Source organism: Desulfosarcina variabilis str. Montpellier, assembly GCF_048565275.1.
GTDB classification, from domain to species: domain Bacteria; phylum Desulfobacterota; class Desulfobacteria; order Desulfobacterales; family Desulfosarcinaceae; genus Desulfosarcina; species Desulfosarcina variabilis.
The window spans coordinates 7,574,711-7,593,416 of sequence record NZ_CP159846.1 but is presented as its reverse complement, the minus strand read 5'-3'; the positions used below and the strand labels follow the sequence as shown (position 1 = coordinate 7,593,416).

At 53.8% G+C, this 18,706-nt stretch carries 14 protein-coding genes; 2 read left to right on the top strand and 12 right to left on the bottom strand.

Annotated elements, in window-relative coordinates; all coding sequences use genetic code 11:
* Positions 1-5: 5 nt before the first annotated feature.
* The 11 genes from Dvar_RS34250 to Dvar_RS34200 all read right to left on the bottom strand — a co-directional run bounded on the left by Dvar_RS34250 (position 6) and on the right by Dvar_RS34200 (position 13,480).
* On the bottom strand, positions 6-518 hold the full coding sequence (locus tag Dvar_RS34250; RefSeq protein WP_419657615.1) for a DUF3341 domain-containing protein: 513 nt from the start codon (positions 516-518) through the stop codon (positions 6-8).
* Complete coding sequence (nrfD, locus tag Dvar_RS34245) at positions 508-1,827, bottom strand: NrfD/PsrC family molybdoenzyme membrane anchor subunit (RefSeq protein ID WP_419657614.1); 1,320 nt, start codon at positions 1,825-1,827, stop codon at positions 508-510. The genes Dvar_RS34250 and nrfD overlap by 11 nt, the downstream gene beginning before the upstream one ends.
* A 172-nt stretch (positions 1,828-1,999) precedes the next feature.
* Positions 2,000-4,942, bottom strand: coding sequence for a 4Fe-4S dicluster domain-containing protein (locus Dvar_RS34240; RefSeq protein WP_419657613.1), 2,943 nt, complete (start codon positions 4,940-4,942; stop codon positions 2,000-2,002).
* Between the two features lie 257 nt (positions 4,943-5,199).
* Positions 5,200-6,237 (bottom strand): hypothetical protein, encoded by a 1,038-nt coding sequence (locus Dvar_RS34235; RefSeq protein WP_419657612.1) that lies wholly within the window; start codon positions 6,235-6,237, stop codon positions 5,200-5,202.
* Positions 6,234-6,941, bottom strand: a complete 708-nt coding sequence (locus Dvar_RS34230) for an ABC transporter ATP-binding protein (RefSeq protein WP_419657611.1) — start codon at positions 6,939-6,941, stop codon at positions 6,234-6,236. The genes Dvar_RS34235 and Dvar_RS34230 overlap by 4 nt, the downstream gene beginning before the upstream one ends.
* Positions 6,932-8,089 carry a hypothetical protein gene (locus Dvar_RS34225; RefSeq protein ID WP_419657610.1) on the bottom strand — a complete coding sequence of 386 codons (1,158 nt, stop codon included), beginning with the start codon at positions 8,087-8,089 and terminating at the stop codon, positions 6,932-6,934. Before Dvar_RS34225 ends, Dvar_RS34230 begins: the two co-directional genes overlap by 10 nt.
* Complete coding sequence (locus tag Dvar_RS34220; protein ID WP_419657609.1) at positions 8,086-8,307, bottom strand: hypothetical protein; 222 nt, start codon at positions 8,305-8,307, stop codon at positions 8,086-8,088. The genes Dvar_RS34225 and Dvar_RS34220 overlap by 4 nt, the downstream gene beginning before the upstream one ends.
* A gap of 108 nt (positions 8,308-8,415) precedes the next feature.
* Complete coding sequence (locus tag Dvar_RS34215) at positions 8,416-8,979, bottom strand: nitrous oxide reductase accessory protein NosL (RefSeq protein ID WP_419657608.1); 564 nt, start codon at positions 8,977-8,979, stop codon at positions 8,416-8,418.
* Positions 8,980-9,074: 95 nt separating this feature from the next.
* Positions 9,075-9,482 carry a hypothetical protein gene (locus tag Dvar_RS34210; RefSeq protein ID WP_419657607.1) on the bottom strand — a complete coding sequence of 136 codons (408 nt, stop codon included), beginning with the start codon at positions 9,480-9,482 and terminating at the stop codon, positions 9,075-9,077.
* A 443-nt stretch (positions 9,483-9,925) separates the two neighbouring features.
* Positions 9,926-11,437 carry a cyclic nucleotide-binding domain-containing protein gene (locus tag Dvar_RS34205; protein ID WP_419657606.1) on the bottom strand — a complete coding sequence of 504 codons (1,512 nt, stop codon included), beginning with the start codon at positions 11,435-11,437 and terminating at the stop codon, positions 9,926-9,928.
* A 6-nt stretch (positions 11,438-11,443) separates the two neighbouring features.
* A complete protein-coding gene (locus Dvar_RS34200; protein ID WP_419657605.1) occupies positions 11,444-13,480 on the bottom strand; it encodes an ATP-binding protein in 2,037 nt (678 codons plus the stop codon).
* Between the two features lie 314 nt (positions 13,481-13,794).
* Here Dvar_RS34200 and ybaK point away from each other — a divergent pair, with 314 nt between their 5' ends.
* Together ybaK and Dvar_RS34190 are read left to right on the top strand one after the other, a co-directional pair.
* Positions 13,795-14,259 carry a Cys-tRNA(Pro) deacylase gene (gene ybaK / locus Dvar_RS34195; protein ID WP_419657604.1) on the top strand — a complete coding sequence of 155 codons (465 nt, stop codon included), beginning with the start codon at positions 13,795-13,797 and terminating at the stop codon, positions 14,257-14,259.
* 202 nt (positions 14,260-14,461) lie between these two features.
* Complete coding sequence (locus Dvar_RS34190) at positions 14,462-15,133, top strand: NUDIX hydrolase (protein ID WP_419657603.1); 672 nt, start codon at positions 14,462-14,464, stop codon at positions 15,131-15,133.
* Positions 15,134-15,320: 187 nt separating this feature from the next.
* Here Dvar_RS34190 and Dvar_RS34185 read toward each other — a convergent pair whose 3' ends face one another.
* Complete coding sequence (locus Dvar_RS34185) at positions 15,321-18,677, bottom strand: PAS domain S-box protein (protein WP_419657602.1); 3,357 nt, start codon at positions 18,675-18,677, stop codon at positions 15,321-15,323.
* Between the last annotated feature and the right edge of the window lie 29 nt (positions 18,678-18,706).

Genomic DNA, 18,706 nt, shown 5'->3' with positions numbered 1-18,706 from the left:
AATACTTAATCATTGACGATTTTTGTTTCGGCGCCGCTTTCCTTAAAAAAGCGGGTCAGCTTTTCCTTTTCACCTTCAGAGCAACGGGCCAGCACACCAAACCGGTCGCCGGAGAAGCGCTCGTCGTAGCCGGGAGCGGGTGTAAAGCGTGGTAGCCGCGCCTGGGAGATCAGTCCCAGCACGTTGCCGAACACGGCAAACAAAATGGTGAACTCGAATCCCACGATAAAAAAGGGCACCAGGGCCACCACCGGTTTGCCGCCAACGATCAGGGACCAGCGCGTGGCCGTGAAGGCGGCCAGCAAAAAACCGGTGAAAAAACCGATGATCCCGCCGGCCAGAGTGAACCAGCCCACGCGGCTTTTGGGTAGCTCCAGGGTTTCTTCGATGGCGTGGCTGGGAATCGGGCTGTGCACCCGCTCGATGGTCCAGGGGGTTTCGCGCAACCGGTCGATGGCGTCGGCCGCCCCGTTTTCGCTGGCGAAAATGCCCATGATGGAAACCGTATCAGCCGGCATGGGAGGCTCCTTCATGCAGGGTTTCTTTCATCTCGGTCATGGAGACCGATGGCATGTGTTTGACAAAGAGAACAAAGAGAAAAAAGAACAGGCAGAAGCTGCCGATCATGATTCCGAATTCAACCCAGCTGGGGGTGTACAGGCCCCAGGCATGGGGCAGAAAGTCGTGGGCCACGGACCCGATGATGATCACGAAGCGTTCGTACCACATGCCCACGTTGACCAGCAGCGAGATAACGAAGAGGATGCGGATATTGGTGCGGATCCGTTTGAAAAACAGCAGCAGCGGGATCAGCACGTTGCAGCTGACCATGATCCAGTATTCCAGGGCGTAATCGCCAAAGGCCCGCCAGCGGAAGGATTCCACCTCCACCGGGTTGTGGCTGTACCAGGCGATGAAAATCTCCGTGGCATAGGCGAACCCGACGATCAGGCCGGTAAAGATAATGGTCTTGGCCACGCTTTCCAGTACCCGGTCGGTGATGATGGCCTGGTATCGGAAAATGATCCGCAAAGGAATCATCAGCGTCACCACCATGGCCAGACCCGAATGAATGGCGCCGGCTACAAAATAGGGGGCGAAAATGGTCGTATGCCAGCCGGGCACCACACTAAGGGCGAAATCCCAGGACACCACGCTGTGCACCGAGATGACCAGCGGCGTGGCCAGGGCGGCGAAAAAGAGGTAACCGCGGGTGTAATGACGCCAGATTTCGAATTCTCCGGTCCAGCCCAGGGCCAGGACGGTGAAAATTTTTTTCCTTACCCCGACGGCGCGGTCACGGATGGTGGCCAGATCGGGCAGCATACCCGTGTACCAGAACAGACTGCTCACCGTCAGGTAGGTGGAAATCGCCACCACGTCGAACATCAGGGGCGACTGGAAGTTGGGCCACAGGGTGCGCTGGTTGGGAACCGGCAGCATGTAAAAGACCATCCACACCCGTCCCAGGTGGATGAATGGATACAGGCCGGCGGTGCACACGGCAAATACGGTCATGGTCTCGGCGGCCCGGGCGATGGGGTTGCGCCACCCGGCCCGGAACAGATGCAGGATGGCCGAGATCAATGTCCCCGAATGGGCGATTCCCACCCAGAAGACGAAGTTGATCAGGTAGGTGCCCCAGTGGACAGGGGTGTTTTGTCCGCCCACGCCGATGCCGGTAAGAATCTGGTACATCCAGCAGGCCCCGCCCATGAGCACGCCGCCAAAGAGGATGGCCACGGTGACCCAATAGCTGCGCCGGGGTGGATCCAGGGTATCGAGGACGGTGTCGTCTATTTTGCGGTAGGTTAGTGTTTGTTCCATTTTTGCCTTATTTTCTCAAACGCCTTCGGAAGGTATTGTCGTTATCCCGTGGGGGCGAAAAATTTTTCGCCTTTGACGGTTACGGTTCTCTCAGGCCTTTTGGGCGAAAGATTTCTCGCCCCTACAACGTGGCCTTTAACCCTAACCCCCTTCAGCCTAAATGCCTAAATTCCTAAACCGCTTGCACCACCTTCTTCAAATAAATCACCGCCGGCTTGGTATTCAGATAGCCCATCACCTGATACGCCCGCGGATCCTTGATCAATTGGCTTACCCGGCTGTCCGGATCCATGAGGCTGCCGAAGGTCAGGGCGCCGGTGGGGCAGGTCTGGGCGCAGGCCGGCACGACCTCGCCGTCGCGGATGGCCCGGCCTTCGTTTTTGGCCTTGTTGTGGGCCCGCTTGATGCGCTGGATGCAGAAGGAGCATTTCTCCATCACGCCCTTGCTGCGCACGGTGACCCAGGGGTTGAGCTGCATGTCCAGCGGTTTGGGCCATTTCCAGTCGAACCAGTTGAAGCGCCGTACCTTATAAGGACAGTTCTGAGCACAGAACCGGGTGCCGATGCAGCGGTTGTAAATCTGATTGTTCAGCCCCTCCTTGGAATGATGGGGGGCGTAGACCGGGCAGACCGCCTCGCACGGCGCATTGTCACAGTGCTGGCACATCATGGGCAGAAAGGTCATGCGGGCCATGTCGTCCGGATCATGGTAGCGCTGGATCTGCAGCCAGGCCATTTCGCGGCCTTCGATGATGCGCTCCTCGCCCACAATGCCGATGTTGTTTTCTGCGTAGCAGGCGGCCACGCAGGCGCTGCAGCCAATGCAGCGGTCCATGTCCACGATCATGGCCCAGCGGTAGTCGGCATGATCGTGGGGCGGATACAAATCGCGTTCGGGGGCGTAGCCTTCCGGTGTGGGCGGGGTCAGCGGAAAGCTGTTCATGGTCAGCCCGTGCTCGGCGTGTTCATCCCGAAACCCCACTCGGTCGAGGGCTACCGTAGGGGCGATTTTTCGATCCAGGGCCGTGCGATGCCCTGACGTGATGGCCAGTTTTTCATGGCGCCGTCCCTTTTTAAGACCAGACAGGGGGATGGTAAATGACGGCGCACCCGCATCGTCGTCCACCGCCGTATCCAGGATGCTCAGGGGATTGACTCCCTGATCGCTGGCCCAGCGGCCGAAAGCGGTGTGCCCCTGTCCGGCAAATACCACCACGGTGCCCGGAAACAATCCGGCGTATGCATAGGCTGGGGCCTCGATTTCACCGGCGCTGGTGGTAAGGCGGACCTGATCCCCATCGGCAAGATCATGGGCTGCCATATCCTCGGGGTTCAACAGGGCCGGGGTCTGCCAGGGAATCTGGGTGATGGTGTCCGGCGTTTCAATCAGCCAGGGCCGGTTGGCGCCGCGACCGTCAAAGAAGCGAATCGACGGCGGGACCACGAGCGTCGGACTGTCCGTGGGCTCGGGGAGTGTTTCCACACTAGCTGCGACCAGGGCCGATGCGGCCTTGATATCGGCCTTGGGCGTTTTGCCGCGGCTGGCTGGTTCGGCAAAGCGGCCGCCCTGCTGGATCGTTTTTAGCCACTGGCTTGCGGTGGCGTTGCCGGAGCCTTCCAGCACGGCCTGGGTGACCAGGGTTTTGAAGTCTGCGGCCGGACGCTGATCGGCCGGAAGCAGGTTGAGAAACATATCGCCCAGGGCGGGGATGAAATGCGTGCGACCCATGGCCGGCTGCAGGGTGGACAGGCACGCCGGGTTGCTTTCGAACGCATCCCAGGTTTCAAGCGCCATTTGCACGGGCACGATCAGATCGGCAAGGGCGGCTGTCTCGTCCATGAAATTGGAAAAGGCCACCACGAAGCGCTTTTTCTTACTCAACACCTTGGTGATGGCATCGCTGCCGGGGATGGAGAACACCGGATTGACATTGTTGAGTAAAACCAGCTCCACATCGGCAAGGGACGCAAAGGCCTCCAGAACCTGTGCGCGGGACGCGGCGATTTCCACTCGGTGGCGACGGTCAAAGTCAAACAGCGTGAGATCCGGATCAAGGGCCAGGTTGAGCAACAGCGCGGCTGTTTCGGCTGCTATAGCAGACTGACCACCAGTGCTGCTGCCGGTGCCAAGCACCAGGGGCCGGCTGGCGGCAAGCAGCTGTTTGGCGATGGCGTCCAGATCCTTGGGGCTGACACCTGACAAGCGGGCCACCGCATCAGGGGGATAAGCCTTGCTCAATTCGGTCAGTACGCCGCGCAGTTTGCGGCTGACCTGGCGCGGGCTGCCATCACCGGTGAGTTTATGGATCAGTCCCAGGATGACGATGGCTTCGGTGCCGGGCCGGCAGCCGATCCAGCGGTCGGCATTGGCGCCAGTCAGGGATTGAAAGGGGCTGACCTGGATGAACAGTCCTTTGCGGCCATCCTTGAATCCATGCATGGCCTTGAACTTGCGAGCGTACTCCACCGGTGACAGCCAGGTTTCGAGAAAATCGGCGCCAAAACTCACCAGCATATCGGCCTGGTCCAGCCGGTAAGATGGCAGAATGGGGCTGCCAAAAAGCCGGGCGTGAGCGTATTTGAGTGCCTCATGGCCGTATGGCTCAAATATTACCGGTGCACCGCCGCCAAAATGCTCCAATACCGTGGAGAACAGATCCAATTGCGTCTGGCCCACGGTTTCGGTGACCATGGCGATGCGTTCCCGTCCGTTTTTTCCGGCGGCTTCGGCTTTTTCGCGGATCAGGGCCTCGGCTTCATAAAAGGCAATGGCCTTCCAGCCGTCCTCGGTTTTCATCTGCGGACTCGTCAGGCGGTCGGGGTTGTACACGCCCTGGAGCGCGGCCTGTCCGCGAATGCAAAGGGCTCCGCGGTTGACCGGATGATAGGGGTTGCCTTCCAGCTTGATGGCCCGGCCTTCACGATTCTTGACCAGCACCCCGCAGCCGGCCGGACATTCACGGCAGGTGGAGGCGTACCAATTGGCCCGGCCGGTGACCATGTCGTCGGTGGCCTGAACCATGGTAAACAGGTTGTCTTCAGTCTTGGCGGAGCAGCCGGCGGCAAAAGCGACGCTGCCCATGGATGCAACTTTGAGAAATGTTCTGCGATTCATGCGTGATGCCCGTCTGTCCCAGGTTTACCATGCATAAGGCATGGACGATTCGGGAGGTAAACCCGCCCTGTTGCCGATGGACTGCTTGTGGTGAGCGTAGCGCCTCACCATTGATGATGCGGTGTTACGAGTGTTGATCGTTATTTGAGAAAAACAGGTTGGTACAAAAGTATGTTTACGATAGCAAAAGGTTCAAATGGTTGTCAATCTCAGATAATGAGAGTCAAGAAAGGCGCCTTGGGTAATATTTTTGCATGTCAGAACGACCCATCCATCCAGACACCAGTACGCATCCGCCAGGCCAGTGCGGGCCCTATGGTCAGAAGCGTAAAAACGAAGATGCTGGCAATGACCCGCCAGGCGGCTTTTCGGCGGCGGCGTCCGGCAGGCTCGGCCAGGACCGCATGCGTTCGGGCCGTGTGGTCGGCCACCCAGAAGGCCACCCCTTCAAGTATCACCACCCCCAGGCAGGCGAATATTAAAAAACCGGCACCATAATAATCGGGAAGAAACAGGCACCACGGACAGGGATGAGAGAGCACTTCGTAATAATAGGCCGACCAGACGTGTTTGACATCAACGCCTGCACATACACTCCAGAGAATGGCCATGACAGCGATGGCCTTTCCCGTCACTCGCGCCGAAGGGCGAAAGGCCGTAACGAGGCTGGCCAGTGCTAGCAAGGCGCTGCCCGGCAGGCTGATCCACAAGGTCGCCCTTAGGAGACCGGCCATGCGTGTGGAATCGGACGCATTGCTCAGGACTTGGTCGTAAACCGCCGCGCAGCAGCTAACCGGCGGCGCACCATCGATGCGCATCAGAGCCTGCCAAGAATGGACCAGGGCCAGGATGATAAATGGCGCGGCAGTGATGAAAAGCCTGGCCGCCATCGGGACGAGTACACCGTCAGGGTGGTGATCGTCCAGCCCGTCCATCACCCGCCAGCCGAATAAAAGGATCAGGGCCACGCTCCAGAACAAGATGGCGCGATATCCGGCAATGCCCATGGCCTGCAAAACACCTGTGCCGCACATGGCTCCCGGGACGATGCGGTGCCAGAAAAGGGCGATGCCGGTCAGTCCCATCACGGCCGCTGCCGACAGGCAGCCCATTGATCCGCGTCCCAATAAAGCCGCTATTTCAGCATGGCGTTCACGTTGCAGCTGGTCTGCATCCGTTTGCATGGGAGCCCAGTTGGCGGCCACATCCATGGCCCGCATGGCGGCCACGAGATAAAGCAGGCTGCCCGATGCGGTAGCCGCCCAGAAGGCCCAGACCAGCGGATGCCAGATCACGGTGGTGCCTGTACGGCAGTGGATGGGGTCAAGGTTGCCGCTTCCAATTGCAACCGCTGGCCGATGCCATCGGCGTTTCGCAGGCGTGGGTCATGGGAGCAGACCACGACGATGGCGCCCTGGCGGGCGGCCCCGGCCAGTTGATCGACGATGCCTGCGGCGTGGTCATCGTCCTGAAAGGCGGTGGGTTCGTCGGCCAGGATGAAGCGCGGCCGTCCTACCAGGGCTCGGGCAATGGCCAGGCGTTGCCGCTGACCACCGGACAGGGTTTTGACCGGCATGTCGGAAAATGCCGACAATCCGGCTGAGGCCAGCTGCCGATCAATGGCGGTTTGCATAATAGGCCAGGTCATTTTACGCGGAATCAGAGGCAGGAGCAGATTCTCGGCGACACTGAGATCAGGTACCAGAGCCAGATGCTGGAACACCATCCCCACCTGCCTTCGCCAGCGCGTGCGATGACGGTTGGGCCACCGGGAAACGGGCTTGCCGTCGGCCCACACTTCACCGGCCGTCGGTCTGAGCAGCCCCGCCAGAAGGTGCAACAGCGTGCTTTTGCCGACACCGGTTTGTCCGGTCACCAGGCTGACCGCCCCTGAAGGAAACCATGCATCGACCGATTGCAGCACCGGCAGCCCGCCGGCCTTACCGGTCGGCCAGTTGAAATCCAGTGCCTTGCATAAAAGGCCCATGGTCAGTTCCATGAATCCGCCTGTAACAGGTCCCACGGGTCATTGGCCACGATTCGTACACAGCTCAGAAATACCGCCGCCAGGTAGGGCAGCCCGATCATGGCGGCAATTTCCAGCATGGTGATGACCACACCGTCGCGATTCAGGATGACCATGGGCAGGCGCTCTGCCCCGGTCATCCAAAAGGCGGTCACCCCGGCGGCCGGCGGATAGAAAACAGCGGCGTATGCCGAGGCCAGACCGCAAAAAAGGGCCGGGATGCCGATGATCAGCGCCTTGACCACTTGCAGGTGTACCAGATCGTGGATGGTCCATCCCATGGAAAGGAGCAATCCCCAATGGTTGCGCCGATTATTGCTGTCCACGACAACTCCGGTAATGATCAGCAACAGGGCCAACAACGCAGGGATGCAGACCACCACGGCTATCCCACTCAGCCGCGTGGCAAGCGTATGATGACGCAAGGCGCTGGTGCTGCGGTCGGTGATGCTCACCGGCCAGGGAAAGGCGGCGGCCAGGTCGGCCTGAATGGCCTGTTCCTCTTCCCGGCGAAACAGGTGAATGGCCAGATCGCTGGCCTGGTGAGGCAACAGACCCAGCAAATACCGGGCATCGGTTGCGCTGGTCCACACTACGTCATGGGTGGCCAGAAGGGTCGGGGCCGGAAACGTGCCGGTCACTTCCAGGCGCAGCGAATTCATGGCTGTCAGATTGAGAACCTTGTCTTGCATTTTATCGGCAAGCGCCTGGCCCACCACAGCCTGGCCCGCTGACGGTGGATTGAGGGGGGCCATCATCTCCTCCGGAAACACGGCAGGGGAGGCCACGACCGTTAGCGGCCCGTTGGGGCCGGTGGCCACACCCCATAGGCGCGGTGTGGGATCGATGACACCGGGGACGCGGGTGGCGCAGCGCACTGCCTCGTTGGCCGGGATGGGTGCCCATCCACCGCCATCAACACGTCTGATGACTATATCCGGTGCTTTTTCGAGCAGTTTCCTCCAGGTTGCATCCAGTGCCTGGCTGAAAAAAAGGGCTGTGGCGACAAGAAAGACCAGACTGAAAAGAGAGACGAACATAAGGCTATTGCGGCCCGCCTGGCGCTGTATCTCGCGGGCGGACCAGACGGTTAGCGAGTAATAATGGCCTGGCCGGATCATGGCATTTGCTCCAGGCCGGCGGCAAAACGCAGGTCAACCGCCGGGTGAGACATTTCCGGATGACGGCCGGATGTGCCGGCGCCTTGCAGCGCTGGACGAGATAATGACAACGCCTGCATCCAGAACCCGGCATCGTTGTCCTGATGCGAGCCGCGCAGCAGCAGATCCGCGGCAAGGCCAAAAGCAATCAGGACACTGGCGCCGATGGCAATAGCCAATAAGCGCCGGGCTCCCTGGCATCGCGCTGGATTTATTCGGATTTGGGCAGATGGACACATTGGTTTGGGAAAACGGTGCGCTTTACCCTATGGCTGTGAGATCTGGGGCTACTCGCTTTTGGCGGATGGCAGCTCCCGTTTGCTGATTTGTTTCCACAAGTCATCATTGACCTCGTCAAAGGTAAACACGGTTTTACCGCCATGCCGCTTGGTGAAGGTATTCAGCTGGCCGGCATCCTTCAGGGCAATGATGGCCGGTCCCATGGGGCCCACGACATCGGAACCGGCAACCCAGGTGGCCTTCCGACCATCCACGGGCTTTCCGGAAAAATAATCACGAACCACGATGCGATCGATTTGATCCTGAGGCTTGCCTATATACACCATGGAGCGCAACCAGGTGCGCAGCAGACAGCCGTTGCCGCAAAAATAAAACGTCTCACCACTGGTAAGGGTCATGGCCGCCGCTGTCTCAGGACGGCGGGCCGGAAACATGGCGCAGACCGGGCAGCGGTCGGAATCGCTTAAGACCATCTGGCCGTCTGCTCCGAGTGATTCCTGTGCCGGGAGGGGACCGCCTTTGGCACCTGCCAATACAGCGGCGGATAGAATCAAGGCGGCGCATGCCAGGACAATCAACAGCCAACGTTTTGGGCGTGATCCGTTTGCCAATGGTTTACCTCTTTATCAAAATATTAGGATTTCGATTAATATCGTATTTTATAATGTAGACGCTTTTTTTATAAACTGCAAGCAGGGTAATGAATCTAAGATTTTCGACTGATGCCAATCAAACCGATGATCCCGGTCCCGAAGAGCAAGGCCGTGGAGGAGGAGGTGGTGCTCGAGGTAAGAAGCGCCCTGCCGGTGGCGGACACGGTTTTGATTTTTTGAATCACCCTGTGGATAACCGGTTTACTGGCCGTATCTGCGGTTTGGCTGACACTACGATCGCTAAAAAACGCCATGTCCGTGGGGGTGCCGAAAAATTGAATGGTGGGGTGTGTTGAGTACTCAACAGATAATGGTGCGGCCATGCACCGCGGTCCATGGTTCACCCCCCCCGATAAATTCTCATCGTAAGCGATTTTGGTCATATTTATTTCGGCCAGTGCATCGATCGGGGAAAAATTGAAAAGCAAAAAGAAAAGCAACACAACCGGTCCAAATCTCATTTTTATCTCACTCAGCAGTTATGATAATCAGATGCAGGGAAACTCAAATGGTAATGGCTTCTACACGTCGCAGCGTAAGATGTAAATACCAAATTTACATTTAAAGAGTACGTTTTTAAACACGTAGAGAAAATTATTTTACATTGAGAAATGAGAAAAACTGATCTTTTCCAAAGGTTGCATCGACCCCGAGAAAAAGGCGTGCCATGATGCGTTGCCCTAAGGGCGCAAGAAAAAAACAGTGTATGCTATCAAATTTGGGGGGTGGCTGCATGCGTCGGGCCGTTAAGACGGGCAACGGTGACAAAAAAGGGGGCCGCTTGCCGGATTCGCTAGGCGATTGACTGGGCGTGTCAACCCCACTGTTGCCAACGCCCACATATCAAATGAAGGATGAAATTGATTTTAAAAAGGGGTCAAGGAGATGACCCCAAATTTGGCTCCTATGCTTTGGTGGCCACGGCAAACAGGTTGATGCCCTGTTTTTCGGATAATATCTGAATATTGGCATCGCCGAACTGACTGTGTGAGAAAAGCTCCCGCAGCGCATTCTCATCCCGGTAAATCAGCGTCCAATGCAATAGATGATCCATCAAGTTGCGATTTTTATTCTCAAGTCCGAAATTGCCGAGGATCAACACCCCTCCCGGTTTTAACTGGGCGTGACAGCGGTCGATCATTTTGACAAACAGTTTATCCTGGATGTAGTCCATCAAGCCGGCTGAATAAATGATATCCTGGGGCTTGAAATCATGACGGATTCTGCCCAGGGCCCATTTCACCAGATTCTCCCGCATCAAATGGATACTGGCTTTATGGGAAAAACAGTTGACGTGCTGGTCGGTGTATTGCAAGGCGTCCGCGTCAATGTCGATACATAGCGCTTCGACGGCGTCGGTATATTCACAATTTTTTAAAAAATCGAAAAGTTCACGATTGGGGCCGCAGGCCAGGTTCATGATACACACAGGTGTTGACCCATTGATCCGGTCTTCGGCCAATTGGGCCAACTGCTCTGACAGCAATTGGCGGCGTCCCCGAACCGCTTCCGCCGCATTGGACAAAAGGAACCATCGATCAAGCATCTCGCCCAATTTGCCGTCGCCGGAAGGCTGGTCCGCGTAGATCATTTCCATCATCATGAAATCGCCGGCATAGCCTTTGGGTTTGTAATACGCCCGTTCCGCCATGCGACTACGCATGACATAAGGGAAAAATTCCTTGAACAGATAGCCCCAGGCGTATTCCGCTTCCCTGTCGTTGTCGGGTGGATTAAACGCCTGTAGATGACTGTTGAGATCATCCATGATTTCCATACAATTTTTCTGGGTGGCGATTTCATCGTCCTTTGCAGTGATATGTTGAACCTTGCTGGACAGATCAAACAAACGGGCTTTAAAGTCTTTGGCCAGTTCGTTGACCATTTGCCACGAGTCGGAACTGAAAAAATGGTCCGGCAAGGGTTTGGCCACATCGAATTTTTGACCGCCGGCAGCAAGCGATGCCGCGTATTCTCGCACAGGCTGGCTTTCCTCAAGGATCCTGCGAAATTTCTCGCAAATCGATCGCGTGATCAAGGTAACGAAACTGGCGTACAAGATGGGGTCGTGAGTTTGGATCTGGTCCATGGTATCGGTATCGAACACGCGTATGGTTGAGTCGCAAGTCGCCCTTGCATTGCGGACCCGGGAAACACCATCGAAAAATCCCACTTCGCCGAAGAAATTGTCTTCGCCGATAATGGCGACAACGATTTTGGTCTGCTGCTGGGTATAGGAAACCTCAACGCTTCCCTTTTGGACATAAAAAAACTGCCTGTCGTCATCCTGCATGGGCACCAAATCATGTTGACGACAAAACCGCTCTTTGGAAAACGGCAGCACATGGGCCAGGGTCTCAGTATCTGTGAGATTGGCCTGAGACGTGGGGGTGTGTTGCTTGGATGTGTCTTTCATCGTTTTTTATTTTTCCTCTTCATTAACGGTTGTGGGTGGTGGTTCCACACTGTCGCTTTTGGCATCCTTTTCGGACTGATCCATGACTTCTCGGATCGCCACCGCTAAGTTGCGAATGGCCAGGGGCTTCATCAGCAAACGCCTGATGCCGAGTGATTCGATATTATGCGGATTGACCCGTTCACTATAGCCGGTGCATATGATGATCGGAATGTCCTGGCGGATGGCCAGGAACTCTTTGGCCAACCGGTCACCGGTCATGCGCGGCATGGCCGCGTCCGTGATCACCAGATCAAATGTGTCGGGCGCCGAACGAAACAGGTCCAATGCATCGAGCGGTTCAGTGGTTGCCGCCACCCGATACCCCAAGCGCTGCAGCAGGCCTTTCATCACGTCCACCAGGTTTTCCTCATCATCAATGAACAGGATATGTTCTGACCCCCGTGGCAGGGTTTTTATCGTTTGGAGCGTTTCTCCTTCTTCTTTTTCATATCCGGGCAGGTAGATATCGAATCGGGTCCCCTCACCGACCTGACTCTCGACGGTGATCGTGCCACCACAACTTTTAATGATGCCATGGGTCACAGCAAGGCCCATTCCCGTTCCCTTGCCCAATTTTTTGGTGGTGAAGTAAGGTTCGAATATCCTCTCCACAATATCAGGGGGGATTCCATGGCCGGTGTCCTCAACCGAAAGCCTGACGAACTGGCCGGGGGAAAGGTCCCATAACTTGGGGCTTCTTTCTTTTTCGAGCATTACGTTCCCGAGCGTCACCGTCAGCCTGCCGCCGTTTTCCTCCATGGCATGGGCGGCGTTGGTGCACAGATTCATCAAAACCTGATGGATCTGCGTGGGATCGGCTTCAATGGCATACAGCTCCGCTGAAATTTCCTGTCTGATGTCAATGGTGCGGGGCAGTGAGGCCCGCAGCAGAGCCAGCACTTCCTTGACCAGCGGCTTTAACCGGAAAACCTGGACATCCAGGGGACGCTGCCGGCTGAAGGCGAGAATCTGGTTGACAAGCTCCTTGGCGCGTTGGCTGGCTTTGAGAATTTTATCCAGATTTTTTCTGACATCGTTATCTTCCGGTGTCTGCAACAGGGAAATTTCCGTATATCCCATGATGGCACCCAGGATATTATTGAAGTCATGGGCAATCCCCCCCGCCAGGGTGCCGACGGCCTCCATCTTCTGCGCCTGTTGAAGTTGAAGCTGGAGATCGAGATTCTCCTGTTCAGCCTGCCGACTGGTTTCCATTTCAGCTTTCAGGTCTTCGTTGGCCTTGACCAACTGCTGGGTTCTTTGCTTGACCCGTTCTTCCAACTCGAGATTGATGGCCCGTACTTTTTCTTTCTCCTGGCCCAGCTTGCAGGCCATGAAAAAGTCTCTGCGGGTGTAGTATTCGATGGAGTAACAGGCAAACATGCCGATGAGATTGGCGCCCAGGAAAAAAAAAGTGTTGTTGATGATTTCCAGCACATCAATCGGTTTGATATACATCACACCGATTTCATATGCGATGACAATCGTCATGCATGTGGCGGTGGCCCACAAAAACCGCATGCGAATAAATGTGTATCCATATAGAAAAACGAGAATGACGCCGGCATCGTAGTACATGCTGGCTGGTGGGGGGGCCAGAATGATCATGGCGACGATACCTGCACCGCCCGACAGCACCATGACACTCAGCGATATTTGCATCAAACGTTCATAACAACGGGTGTAGGTGAGCAGGTAGACCGACAGCGCCACCGGACAGACAATGCCGTAGCGGATAATCCATACGGCTTGCTTGCCGGTTGGAATCAGGGCCATATCCAATAGCCCGAAAAAGGCAAATACGAAAATGCCTACAAGAATGGATAACCTGACTTGGGGCAAGGCGTTCTGGGTGTAATATATTAAAAACTCTTCTTCTAACGGCTGATCGTCGCCGGAGAAAGAAAGCGTAAGTGGATGCAGGGCCGGCTTTACGGGAGCAATGTGCATGCTAAAGCCGGCGGCTGTCCCATCCCTTGCGTGTGTGCCGTTTTTATCCATTGGTGATTGCTGGATTTGGTCAAGCCATTTTGTGGAATGTTGAGCAATTAAATTATAAAATACCATATCTATTAAAAATATGTCAATTTTGATATTGTTTGATTGGTTTTTTCGTACCTACACTGTAAGTGTTGCCTGGGTGGAATTCGTGTGGGAAGGCTGAAGGCGGACAGCTGTTTCGTCTCCATCCAGAAATGACTAATTCGCCTATTACTGGACGGACACGACTATGGGAAAATCGGCTCTTGAGAATAGCAGGCCAAGCATGTTATTTGCCATTCTCAAATATAATCCACCAAATATGCAAGAAAAAAATGACACCTGCAATCAACGTTGCCAAAAAACATAAAATCGACTATGTGGTGCATGAGTATGCCCATGATCCCGCCCACCCCTCCTATGGGACCGAGGCCGCTGAAAAGCTGGGCCTGCCCGAGAACCGGGTGTTTAAAACCCTCGTGGTGAGTCTTGCCGACAACTCACTTGCCGTTGGTGTGGTCCCGGTCTGCTCCAAGTTGACCATGAAACGCATTGCAAAAGCCCTGGGGGTAAAGAAAGCCGCCATGGCCGATGGTGCCGATGTGGAGCGCGCTACCGGCTATGTCCTGGGTGGCGTCAGTCCCCTTGGCCAAAAGAAACGGCTGAAAACAGTGATTGATTTTTCGGCCAAGGACCATGCCACGATTTTTGTCAGCGCGGGGCGCAGAGGACTGCAAATCGAATTGAGCCCGGTGGATTTGCAAAAACTGGTTGGTGGGACCTTTGCCGATATTTGCTAAGGATCGGAGATGAAATAAATTGACCATCATTGCGCCGGGCTTGTGTTCGTCTTCAAGGCGCATTAACGGTTGCATACTCGAAGTATGTGGCCGTTGATGCAACGCCGAAGACGGGCGCAAGAACAAGCAATTTTGATCAATTTATAAAATTTCCGATCCTAAACTGCCATAACAAGCGAGAAACAATTTCGTGATGCATAACTTGACCAATCCAATCTTTAATGATGAGCTGCTGCGTCATATCAGCGCCAATTTAGAACAGTTTGACCGGCGACCCTCATTCCCTCAGGAAAGCCTGAAAAAAGCGGCCGTTGCCGTGACCATTGTCGATCACCAAAACGGTTCTGACCATCTTCAACGTCCATCTTCCGGCCCAACCACCGGCCGCGCGGCCATGATCCTGACCAGAAGAGCCGCCACATTGAAAGCTCACGCCGGCCAATGGGCCTTGCCTGGCGGCCAGATGGAGGCCGGAGAACGTCCGGAAGACACGGTGCTAAGGGAACTGGAGGAAGAGGTCGGTCTGAGGCTTGATGCGGATGCCGTGATCGGTCGTCTGGATGATTACGACACCCGGTCCGGTTTTACGATCAAACCCGTTGTGCTGTGGGGGGGGACCGATCTAACCTTGCGCCCCAACCCCGGGGAAGTCGCATCGATTCATTTGATCCCGTTGGCCGAATTCATGCGCGAGGACGCGCCCATCCTCGAGGACATCCCCGAGAGCGAGAACCCGGTGTTGCTGATGCCCGTCGGCAACACCTGTATCGCCGCACCGACCGCGGCGATCATCTACCAATTCCGTGAAGTGGCCATCCTGGGAAATGACCGGCGCGTGGCCCATTACGAGCAGCCGTATTTTGCCTGGCACTAATTGGTAGGGACACCAACCCGGTAGGGGCGTCCGGCCGGTTGTCCTGATCAACGATGTCTGTGAGCAGCCTGGAGGGCCAAGCCATTGCATATTGGCCTCCACGTTCGGCATAGGCGTAGCTAATGTTGCAGAATATCTTTATACGGTATATCTGTTTCAAAAGGACACAAACTCATGTATAGGACAATTAATCTTGAATAATGGATTTAACCTCATCCAGCACTTTTCTGACTGTTTTTGCCAATTCTGATTTCACAATTGGCTTCATCAGCAGTCCTTCTATACCCATTTGCTTGAAATTTTCTTCACGAATTCTTTGGCTGAACCCGGTGCAAATTATGATTGGCACGTCAGATCTTATAGACTTGATTTTTTTGGCTAATTTATCTCCTGGAATATTGGGCATACTCATATCAGTGATGATTAAATCAAATAAGGATGGTCTGGCTCTGAATGCCTCCAGTGCTTCAACACTGTGTAAGCGAGAGGTAACCTTGTAACCCATTCGTTCAAGCATCTGCTTTTCAAGGTTAGCAACGGTCTCTTCATCATCAACCAGCAAAATCCTTTCAATTCCGCCTGGATACGTTCCAATTTCAGGAGTTGATTCAGTGCTGCTTAATTTTTCCATTAACGGAAAATAAATGTCGAATGTCGAGCCTCTGCCAATCTCACTGTGAACTTTTATATCTCCTCCATGCTCTTTGACAATGCCGTAAACCACTGCCAAGCCCAAGCCGGTTCCTTTTCCCTGCTCCTTTGTTGTAAAATATGGATCAAAAATTTTATCGATCAGTTCTTCTGACATTCCGTGGCCAGTATCAGAAATGGATAAAACGGCATACGCATTTTGACGATGATTCATTTCAGACGATTCTGGGGCCTGTGTTGCGGTTTGCTTTAACTTAATAGAAATTGTTCCCCCTGTGTTTTCCAATGCATGATAGGCGTTGGTAATTAAATTCATACCAATTTGATGAATCTGGGAGGGGTCAGCCAAGACCATGCCACAGTCTTGCTGAATGTCTTGTTTGATTCCAATGTAGGTCGGGATCGTAGATCGGGACAGTTTTATTACTTCCTTCAGAACATTTTGAATTCGGGTTGGCATCATCTTATGTTCATATTGGCGGCTGAAAGCGAGAATCTGTTTAACAAGATCGCTGCCTCTTTTTCCAGCCTTAAAAATTTCTTCAGCATTCTCCCACTCACCGCTGCCTGGGGGTAGATCTTCGAGAAGTATTTCGGACAGTCCAATGATTGGAAAAAGAATATTGTTGAAATCATGCGCTATTCCACCCGCAAGATTTCCAATGGACTCCATTTTCTGGGCCCGATGCAATTGCTGTTTGATAGCCAACTCATGAGTGATATCCCTTTTAACAGCCACATAGCTGACAATCGTGCCTGCGGTATCCTTGACAGGGGAAATTGTGGCTTCTTCAGTATACAATGCGCCGTCCTTAGATCTATTCACCAACCGTCCAGACCATGTCATGCCGTTTGAAATGGTATTCCATAACTGAGTATAGAAATCTTCGTCGTGTTGGCCGCTTTTAAGTATTCTTGGATTTTGTCCCAATACCTCTTCTCGAGAATATCCGGTGATTTTCTCAAATGCTGGATTGACATACTGAATCGAACCATCCTTGGCTGTGATGATAATAACTTCCCCTGCCTGCTCAATGGCGTGGATTAAACGCTCACGTTCCATCTCAGCCTGTATCCGATCTGAAATATCTGTGGCGATGCTGAGCATCGCTGGACAATCGGCCCAGTTGACGACCTTAAGAAAAATTTCGAGGGGAACCGTGGTTCCGTCTTTCCTGTAATGTGATACCTGGAAAGATGTTTCACCTTTCGCATTTACCTCCCGCATCCTTTTCTCGATCAGTGATCGGCTTTCGGGGAGATCGATATCCCGAAGGTTCAAGGACATGAATTCGTTTTCATCATATCCGTGAATTTCAAAAGTCTTGCGGTTTGCATAAAGAAATCTGCCATCATAATCATGCACGATTATGGAATTGGGTGCAGTGTCGAGCATTTCAACCATTATGCGCAGTTTTTCCTCTGCGGTTTTCCGTTTGGTGATATCAACGGCTGTCGAAAGTAGTCGTTTTTTACCATGTATCTCTATAATTTCTGACGAGTACAAGCATGTCATTGACGACCCGTCTGCTCGATGTAAAGTCAATTCAAGTTCTCTTACTCGGCCTTGGGTGCGGAGAATATTGATCATCCTTTTTCGATCTTCTGTTTTGGCGAATCCGATTTCAGTAGCGGTTGAACCGATCGCCACGTTTCGACTAAAGCCCGTGCGCGAAACGAAAGCATCATTCACATCTAAAAAGCGTCCGTCTTCAATGTTGGTGATTGTCATCAAAAGCGGAGCGCTTCGGAATGCTTTGGAGAATTTTTCTTCACCTTCCTGTAGCTTGTTTTCCGCTCGCTTGCGCTCGGTGATGTCCTGGTGTGTACCGAACATCCACTCTGGTTTGCCGTCTTTCGTCCAAGTGGCGACTTTGCCTCGATCAAGCACCCACACCCAGCTACCGTCTTTGTGTCGCATGCGGCACTCAAAATGGTAGTATTCGGACTCTCCTTCAAAACACGATTTCAGGAGCCGAATCGAATCCTGCATATCGTCGGGGTGACACAATTGATTCCAGGTTTCAATGGATACCGGTGAGATTTCTTCTAACCGGTATCCGACGATGTTTGCCCAGCGCTCGTTGAAGATCGTCTCGCCGGTTTGCACATTCCACTCCCAAGTGCCGACGTTCGTGCCCTGTAGGATGTAGTCCAACCGCTTTTTTTGATCTACCAGCGCCTCCTCAGCCCGTTTTCGGTCGCGAATTTCCAATTCTAACTTCAATTTCGCATAGCTAACGATCGATATGTAGGACGTAAACCTGACTAAAAACTGCATCAAATGTTTAATGGCTTGTCGGCTGTATCTTGGGATGCGGTGAAATGCATCCAAGTACGCATCTTTGTCAAATCCGTATCTTTCCGCCTGCTGAATAAATTCATTCTCGTCCACCAAGTCGTCATCGTAGAAGAACTGCCCGGTATATATGTTACCCATATGTTTGTTATCAATATAAAGCGGCGTAACTACGTCCCATAAACCATTTTTACACCGATATTCTGCGTAATCTCCGGGTTTAATGTTTTTTGCGAGGTAAAGATCACTTTCGGTACAGCTTTGTGCTGTTCTCGGATTAATTCTGTGAAATTTAGTACAGATATCCTGCCATCCAGTTGCTTCGATGACATTACCTTTCAAGTCGAGAATAGCAGTAACCATTCCGGTTAGGTTATGGAAATCGTCCATGATCGCCTGAAGTTCTTCGATATTTATGATAGACCCGAGGCTGCCGTCGTTTTCCAAAGAATCTATATGTCGCCCAACTGATCCTATAACCCTTGATTGGCAATCCATTGATTCAACGGCTGAATCTTCTATCCAGGTACGTTTTTCCTCTTCCAGCGCTTTGACTTTTTGTAGGAGTTCCTCATAGGTTGGTTTGCAGGGCATAATCTTACCTCATTGCTGATCTATTCTGA